Genomic DNA, 8,179 nt, shown 5'->3' with positions numbered 1-8,179 from the left:
GCCGAGGAAGTTGAATCCATCGATCGTCACCACCGTGTTCGTCGCGCCCCGCCCCGGTGACAAATCGGAAATACGCGGAATAACAAGAAAACTGCCGCCGCTGGCGCCCACTCCGGTTGGGTTGGTCACGCGAATCTGCCCCGTCGTGGCGTCCACCGGCACCGTGGCGACCATGCGGCTGTCGGAGGTGGCGATAAAATCAGCGAGCGTCGTGTCGAATTTTACTTCCGTCGCCGTCGAAAACCCGGACCCGTTGATGACAACCTGGGTGCCGGGTTTTCCCTGTGTCGGAGAAATACTGCCAACGGTCGGCGCCGCCCTGGTCAATGGCGTCCACAAGGAGCACTGCAGAATCAAGGCCACCGTCTTGGCTCGATGGAAATATGTAAGGCGCATTCTGTTCGCAATCCGCAAGGTGAAGTTGTCGCTCCCGAGCGTTTCCCGAAACCAGCGCCGACACGAGACCAGAAAAGACGGCAAAAGTCAAACCCGTCGGCAGAAGAAAGGAAGAAGCGACGACCGCCTACCGCCCGTAACATGCCCGGACGAAATCGCGGATCACAGCCAACTCCGTTTCACCGGCGATCGTGTGAGCCTTCACAAATTCATGCCACTCAATCTGCAGCCCGCCGGTTTTCAACAGCTTGATTTGCTCCCGCACTGCTGCGAACGGGATCAACGGATCATCTGTGCCGTGTGTGATGAGGAAGCGCTGCAACTTTGCGACAGGCGAGAGTTCTCGAAGCGATTGCTCCGGTTCATGGACATAACCGCTGATGCCCACGAGGCCGGCAAACCGGTGCGGATAACGCAAACCGATCTCGATCGTCATAAGGCAGCCCTGGGAAAAGCCGAACAGGACCGATTGTTCCGTGGTCCAACCGAGTTTGCGTTGCTCGTCCAGCAATTCAATCAGCAGAGCACGGCTTCTTTCCACGCCGACGCCCACGTCCCCGGAAAAGTCGTACCACGAATAGCCGCCAAAATAAGGGTCCGGCGCGTTGACCAGCAGATAATTCAGCCACGGCAATCCCAGCGCGGGCGGCAGCCAGCGATAGCCCTCCAGACTGTCTCCCAGCCCGTGCAAGACAACCATCAGGCAGGGTGAGTTCTTCTCCGGCGCCGGCACGAGGTCCGCTTCAAGCATGGCCGGATTAAAACTCAAGTTGAAAAAATTGGAAGCCTGCAGCGGCCGGGGTTACCTGCCGAACGGCCTGCGGGCCAGTTTCACCCTCGTGTATTTGGACCGCGACGGCGCCTCGTCTTTTGTCGTTTTCGCCGCACCCGCGTGGTTGCTCCTCGCAAGTTCCATGAATTCGGATTGACTGCGCCACAGTGGAACGCCGGGTCTTACGGAGGGAAGGTCGTACGATCCGTCGGGCCGAAGCACTCGCGCCTTGACGTTGTCCGCCAGCATGATCTCCAGCATTTCGCGCTTGACGCGTTCCCGCAAAATCCCGTCTTCAATCGGGAAAATAACCTCGATCCGGCGGAGAAAATTCCGCGGCATCCAGTCGGCGCTGCCCAAAAATACCCGGGGCTGGCAGGCGTTTTCAAAGTAGTAAATCCGGCTGTGTTCCAGGAACCTGTCCACAACACTGCGCACGGTAATGTTTGCGCCCGTCCCGGGCACGTCGGTCCGCAGACAGCAAATCCCGCGAACGATAAGGTCGATCTTCACACCCGCTCGCGCGGCCAGATAAAGCGTTTGTATCATTTCGCGGTCCACCAGCGCGTTCATTTTGGCAATGATCCGCGCGGGCAGACCCTGGCGCGCGTGCTCCGCCTCGCGGTGAATCAGGGCCAGCAATCGCTCGCGTAACTCGAACGGGGCCACCAGCAGCCGGCGCGTTCCTTGAAACTGGCAGATGCCGGTCAGCAGATTGAAGAGGTTGGTCACATCCTCGCCAAAATCAGTCCGGCATGTGAACAGACCAAGGTCTGTGTAGAGGCGCGCAGTGCCGGGATTGTAGTTCCCCGTGCCCAGATGAACGTAGCGCCGGATGCCGTCATCGTCCTTGCGCACCACCAGCAGCATCTTCGCGTGGATCTTGTAACCCACCAGGCCGTACACGACGTGGACGCCCGCCTCCTCCAGTCGGCGCGCCCATTGAATGTTGTTGGCCTCGTCAAACCGGGCGCGCAGTTCCACGACCGCGGTGACCTGTTTGCCGTTGCGCACCGCATTCATCAACGCGCCCACAATGCGCGGATCGCCCCCCGTCCGGTAGAGCGTTTGTTTGATTGCCAGTACCTTCGGATCGGCGGCCGCAGCTTCGAGAAAGTCTGCCACCGCGCTGAAACTTTCGTACGGATGATGCAGCAGAACGTCGCGTTCACGGACGACGGCGAACAGATCCGTCTGGTCACGAAACGCAGCGGCCATCGGCGCAACAAATGGCGGGTCGCGCAGCTCGGGCGAATGATCGCCTTCGTAAACGGTCATGAGTCGCGTCGGATTCAGCGGACCGTCAATGACGTACAGATCATCCTCCGCCAGGTGCAGGGTGCCGAGCAACGCGGCGCAGATTTCGGGCGGACAATCCTTTTCCAGTTCGAGCCGGACCGCGGCGCCCTTCCGGCGATTGTGCAATTCGTCCTCGACCGCTCTGAGCAGGTTGTCGGCGTCTTCTTCGTCAATATACAACTCGCTGTTGCGAGTGACGCGGAAGTGCCAGTATCCCCGAATGGATGTGCCGGGGAACAGATCCGCCAGGAAATGTCCGATCAGGTGCCCAAGGAAGACGTAGTCCCGTCGGGAATCCTCACGCGGCAGTTTGACCAGCCGGGGCAGCACGCGGGGCACCTGCACCACCGCGAGGTGGCGAAGCATCTGGCCACCGTTCGGCATTTCGAGCTGCACCATCATGTTGAGTGATTTGTTCAGCAGCTGCGGAAACGGATGCGCGGGGTCTATGGCCAGCGGCGTCAGCACGGGCCTGACCTGTGTGCGGTAATAGTTTTCGAGCCACGCGACGTCGGCAGCGCCCAGTTCGGCGAATTGCAGAAAGCGGATTTCGCTTTCCGTCAGCGCGGGCACCAATCGCTCGCGCCAGCAGACGTATTGCTGCTCCACCATCCGCCGCACGCGCCGGGTGACGGCCCGAAACGTCTCGGTCGCCGTGAGACCGTCAATGCTCCGCTCGACCACGTCGCTTTCGATCTGCTGTTTGAGTCCGGCGACCCGCACTTCGAAGAATTCGTCGAGGTTTGAGCTGGTGATGCAGAAGAATTTCACCCGTTCGAGCAACGGCGTGGCGGGATTCAACGCTTCATCGAGCACGCGCTGATTGAACTCCAACCAGCTCAACTCGCGGTTGATGAAATGGGCCGCCCCGAAGGTTGTAGCTTCCGTCGTCGCCATAGCCGAGGGACTGCAGACTATCGTGACAATGAGGTCAGTGGCGAGTTACAATTGTGTGGCAACGCGCTGTTGCGCGTTTTGGGCCGGAAACTGCCCGCGAAGGCGGACGCGGGTTCGTCGTCAGAAGACTTGCGGGACGCCTTCCTCGAGGATTCTGACCCGGTCGCGGAATCGCTGCCTTTCGGCCAGTTCCAAAAGCCAGCGTGGCGGTTCGTCAAGGTGCTCGAAAGACAGTTTGAATGTGCCATAGTGCATCGGTACGAGCCATTGCGCCCGCAAATCGTGGAACACCTTGACCGCCTCGTCCGGGCCCATGTGGACGTTGCGGAACGAATCCGGGTAATAGGCTCCGATGGGCAGCAGCGCGATCTCCGGCCGCAAGCGTTCCCCGATTTCCCGGAAGCCGTTGAAATACGCGCTGTCGCCCGCGTGGTAGATGCGGCGCCCCTCGTGTTCGAGGATGAATCCGCCATAACCGCGATGGTCGTCCCGCAACATGCGCGCTCCCCAATGTTTGCTGGGCGTCAATGTCACTTTCCAGTTGTTGCGCGAAAAACTCTCCCACCATTCAAGCTCGATCACCCGCTCGAAGCCCAGTCCGGTGGCCAGATCGCTCACACCCCAGGGGACCACCGCCACCTTCGGATGCGGCAGGCGTCGCAGCGTCGGTTTGTGGAAGTGATCGAAATGCGCGTGCGTCAACAAGACGAGATCAATGGGAGGGAGGTGCTTCAACTTGAGACCGGCGCGCTTGATGCGCTTGAGGAGGAAAAGCCAGTTGGCGAAATTTGGATCGATGAGGACGTTCAGATCGTGAAACTGGACCAGAAAGGACGCATGCCCGATCCAGGTCAGGGCGACCTGGCCGGGCATCAGCCTGGGAAACTCGGGCCGCTTGTGAAGTCCTTTGCGGCGGGTCAGCAACGCCTTCCAGACCATTTCATAAAAGAACGTGCGCGGATTAAAGGCCTTGGTGGGTGTCAGCTCTTTGAACGATCGGGGCAGGGGCTGCCGCAGCCGGCCCGGACGATGCACTTGGCCTTGTTCACGTTTCATTGAACACACTTCATTCCGCAAGGCCATACCGCCGCGTTCGATAACAAACAACCATGGCGGTTGGCCCAACGGCAGATGTAAGAATGAACGTTAGCCGGGATGACGGAAAGGTTTTTATGAAAAAGTTGATGGCAACTCTGCTCTCTCCCGCGATTGCCGGAGTGGCAAGGGCCCGGGCGATTGTATCGACGTCCACAACCTTCCGCCGGGAGGGGGGTTTGTTACATGCGGCGTTTACTCAACCGCCGAGTCCAATCAATCCCCGTCGTTTCCATTGCGCCGTCGGGTTTCTCGAAACCAGGCCTTCACCAGGGGAGAGAAAACGTCTTCACGAAACTGAAGCATTTCATGGCTTCAATCACGCCTTCCTTGACCCCCAGCCCGCTGTCCTTAATCCCGCCGAAAGGCGAATTCTCGATGCGAAAACCGGGGACTTCGTTGACGTTCACCGTGCCACAGCGAAGGCGTTTTACGCATTCGACGGCCTTGTCGAGCGAGCGCGTCACGATGCCTGAACTCAATCCATACACGGTCGAGTTAGCCACCTCGATGGCGTCGTCCAGGTCGCGCACGACGACGATCGGCGCGAGCGGACCGAAACTCTCGCATACAATCATCCGGCAATCGCGCGGAACATTCACGATGACTGTGGGTTCGAGCAGCGCGCCCGTCCGCCGGCCGCCGGTCAGCACCTGCGCTCCCACTGCGACAGCTTCCTTCAGCACCGTTTCCAGATGAAGGGCGGCGGATTCGTCGATGACAGTGCCGACGCGCGTTGCCTCGTCCATCGGATCGCCGCAGACGTATTCTTTCGTTTTTTGGACGAGCCGCTGCGTGAATTCAGGCGCGATGCTTTTGTGCGCCAGAATGCGTTTCACTGCCGTGCAACGCTGGCCGGAATTCCGGTAGCTGCCCTCGGCGGCGAGCGCCGCAGCAAGGTCGAGGTCGGCGTCATCGAGCACGATAAGCGGGTCGTTGCCCCCAAGTTCCAGCGCAAGTTTTTTGTAGCCGGCCGTCGCGGCGATGCGCTTGCCGACCGCCACGCTTCCGGTGAATGAAACAATGTCCACCCGCGGATCCTGCACAAGGGGTTCGGCAATTTCGTTCGTCGGGCCAAGCAGCACGCTCAACATCGGGCCCGGCAACCCCGCCTCGTACAACAGTTCGGCGAGCCGGATCGCCGTCAGCGGTGTTTTTTCCGAAGGCTTGAGAATCACCGGCGTGCCGGCGGCGATCGCGGGCGCAACTTTGTGAATCACAGTGTTCAACGGATGATTGAACGGCGTGACGCAAACGGCGCAGCCCAGCCGTTCCCGAACCGTGAAGATCTTTCGCGCCTTGCCCTGCGGAGAAATGTCGCAGGAAAAAATTCTACCGTCGTCGCGCAGGGCCTCCATCGCAGCGAACCGCAGCACATCCAGCGCGCGTCCGGTTTCGTAGCGCGTTTCCCGCAGGCAGAGCCCGGTTTCGCCGGTGATGAGCCGGGCGAATTCTTCCCGGCGTCCGTCGAGGAGCCGGTGGGCGGCGTCGAGGATCGTCGAGCGTTCATGCCGGGAGAGCGAGGCGCGCGGTGCAAGCGACGCGGAAATGGCAGCGTCGGCGTGTTCGCGGCCCGCCAGCGCAACGGAGCCGACGATTTCTCCGTTATACGGACTCCTGATGGTGCAACGTTCGCCCGAAGAAACCGGTTTGCCGGCTATGTAACAAGGCAGGTTCATCGCGTCACGACCCGGTTCCGTTCACTGTGAAATCAAAAATTTCAAAATTACGCGGATCGCCGGCCGCCCGCACGGCGTAGTCGGGTTTGAGGCGTTCGCTCAGGATGAAAGGCACCATTTCCTCGTAGCGGCCACCATGCGAACGCAATCCGCCCTCCAGCACGTTCAAGGGGTGGTGATCAGGCGTGCGACCGAGAACCACATCGCGGCCGGATATGACCACCAGGTCCCCGAGCCGGTCGGCGGGCAGTTGCAGCTTTTCGGCGGCGTTGCGCCCGTACACTTCTGTCACGCCGGGGAGCCGGTTAAGGAAGCGGTGAATATTGAACGTGCGGCGGGCGCTGACCTTCGGAGGCAGATGCACGACCGCAAACGAACCCAGCGCGCCGTGGTGAACGACGTACGGGTCCGTGATGGGCAAGATCACGCGAAAGCCGGCGCCGAACTTCTCGGTCAGCAGTGATTCGAGATAAATGACGTTCGGAGACCCGTCCGATTTTTGCTTGGCGTTCATGCCATGGTCCGCCGTGACACCGACGATGGCATCAAGTTCCAGCAGCCTGCCGAGTTCAGCGTCGATGTCCGCGTAAAACCCAACCGCCTCCGGTGCATCCGGCGCGAACCGGTGTTGCATGTAATCCGTCGTGGACAAATACAGGAAGTCGGACATTCCCTTTTCCAGAAGAGCGACCCCGGACCGGAGGACATACAGGCTGGCTTCCGCGCTGTAAATGGGCGGAGTGGCTCGGCCAACCAGCCTTTCGACGTCGGTGATACCATGCATGTCTTTCTTCGCCTGACCGGCCTTTTCCGAAGAGAATGCGACGCCGCCCTTCTCGACGAGCCCACTGGCAAAGATATCGCGCAACTTTTCCTTGGCGGTCACCACCGCCACCCGGCGTCCCGCGCGCGCGGCGGCCGGGAAAATCGTCTCGCAACGCAAAAACTTCGCTGAATTCATCATCACCTCCTGACCGCTCGCCATGTCGTAAAAAAAGTTTCCGCCGATGCCGTGGACCGACGGCGGCACGCCGGTGACGATGGAAGCGTTGTTGACGTTGGTAAACGACGGCATGGCGCTGCGCGCCAGTCCGCGGTGACCGCTCACGCTGATGCGCTGGAGAACCGGCATCCGACCGCGCGCGATGGCCGCGTCGAGGTATTCGTCCGCGGAACCATCGAGGCAGACCACCACCACGGGCCGGGGCGGCGGCGCGTAACGATGGCCGTTGACGGTGAACGGCGTGGTCGAGGGCGCTTTCATCCGGGAGAAACTTCGTACGGGGCCGACCGCGTTGCCGCGAGCGCGTCCGCAAAACGGTTCACGAATTCATCAAGCGCGGCGTCGCCGTGCGCGAGTGAGAGGTAGAGTTTCGTTCCCATCGGGTTCAAGAATACGCCGCGGCGCAACAGCTCGAGCATTATCGCACGACCGCGGGCGCGATCACTCGCGAGCCAGTCCTTTTGGTTCAAAACGGGCCGGGCCGTGAATGCGACCTGGGCCAGTGGTCCGTCTCCCAGCATCTGCGCTGGCTCCCCCGCCACTTTGAGTGCTTGCGCCAGCAATGTCCGCAGTCGTTGGCCGGCGGCGTGGAGTGATTCATACGTGCCGCGCCCGGAGAGCACGTCGAGTGTGGCGAGCGCGGCCGCACACGACACGGGATTGCCTCCCCCGGTGGAGGCCGACCAGACGTAACCCGGACCGGGCAGGCGGCGTTCCGAGACAGCGTCCATCAAACCAGCCCGCCCGCCATACGCACCGATGGGAAAGCCGCCACCGAGCGCCTTGCCGTACGCAACGAGGTCCGGGGACACTCCGTAGTATTTCTGCGCCCCTCCCAGCGCCAGGCGAAAGCCGGTCACCACTTCGTCGAAGATCAACACCACCCCATGTCGCTCGGTGAGTTTTCGCAACCCTTGAAGAAAGCCCGGCACCGGTGAGATGCACCGATGCAGCGGCTCGACGATCACCGCAGCGAGATCGCCGGCAAAATGGCGGATGATTTCCGCTGTCGTGGTCAGGTCGTTGAATGGCGCGACC

The 8,179-nt window shown here is 60.9% G+C and carries 7 protein-coding genes; all 7 read right to left on the bottom strand.

Going from position 1 to position 8,179, the window contains the following annotated elements; genetic code table 11:
- A partial coding sequence (locus VN887_18210) for an IPT/TIG domain-containing protein (GenBank protein ID HXT41949.1) occupies positions 1-363 on the bottom strand: 363 nt, incomplete at its 3' end.
- A 160-nt stretch (positions 364-523) separates the two neighbouring features.
- A complete protein-coding gene (locus tag VN887_18205; GenBank protein ID HXT41948.1) occupies positions 524-1,147 on the bottom strand; it encodes a serine esterase in 624 nt (207 codons plus the stop codon).
- A 51-nt stretch (positions 1,148-1,198) separates the two neighbouring features.
- Positions 1,199-3,364, bottom strand: a complete 2,166-nt coding sequence (gene ppk1, locus VN887_18200) for a polyphosphate kinase 1 (GenBank protein HXT41947.1) — start codon at positions 3,362-3,364, stop codon at positions 1,199-1,201.
- 120 nt (positions 3,365-3,484) lie between these two features.
- A complete protein-coding gene (locus tag VN887_18195; protein ID HXT41946.1) occupies positions 3,485-4,420 on the bottom strand; it encodes an MBL fold metallo-hydrolase in 936 nt (311 codons plus the stop codon).
- Between the two features lie 305 nt (positions 4,421-4,725).
- A complete protein-coding gene (gene phnY / locus VN887_18190; protein HXT41945.1) occupies positions 4,726-6,138 on the bottom strand; it encodes a phosphonoacetaldehyde dehydrogenase in 1,413 nt (470 codons plus the stop codon).
- Between the two features lie 4 nt (positions 6,139-6,142).
- On the bottom strand, positions 6,143-7,402 hold the full coding sequence (phnA, locus tag VN887_18185; GenBank protein ID HXT41944.1) for a phosphonoacetate hydrolase: 1,260 nt from the start codon (positions 7,400-7,402) through the stop codon (positions 6,143-6,145).
- Positions 7,399-8,179: aminotransferase class III-fold pyridoxal phosphate-dependent enzyme (locus VN887_18180; GenBank protein HXT41943.1), on the bottom strand; the 781-nt coding region annotated here is incomplete at its 5' end. The genes phnA and VN887_18180, both read right to left, overlap by 4 nt.

Source organism: Candidatus Angelobacter sp., from assembly GCA_035607015.1.
Lineage (GTDB): Bacteria > Verrucomicrobiota > Verrucomicrobiia > Limisphaerales > AV2 > AV2.
The sequence above is the reverse complement of the archived record's forward strand: the minus strand, read 5'-3'. Positions and strand labels throughout refer to the sequence as shown.

Excerpts from the sequence above, each read along its gene's own strand:
- phnY (HXT41945.1), bottom strand. The coding sequence starts at position 6,138 with ATGAACCTGCCTTGTTACATAGCCGGCAAACCGGTTTCTTCGGGCGAA.
- VN887_18195 (HXT41946.1), bottom strand. The coding sequence starts at position 4,420 with ATGAAACGTGAACAAGGCCAAGTGCATCGTCCGGGCCGGCTGCGGCAG.
- phnA (HXT41944.1), bottom strand. The coding sequence starts at position 7,402 with ATGAAAGCGCCCTCGACCACGCCGTTCACCGTCAACGGCCATCGTTAC.
- VN887_18205 (HXT41948.1), bottom strand. The coding sequence starts at position 1,147 with ATGCTTGAAGCGGACCTCGTGCCGGCGCCGGAGAAGAACTCACCCTGC.
- ppk1 (HXT41947.1), bottom strand. The coding sequence starts at position 3,364 with ATGGCGACGACGGAAGCTACAACCTTCGGGGCGGCCCATTTCATCAAC.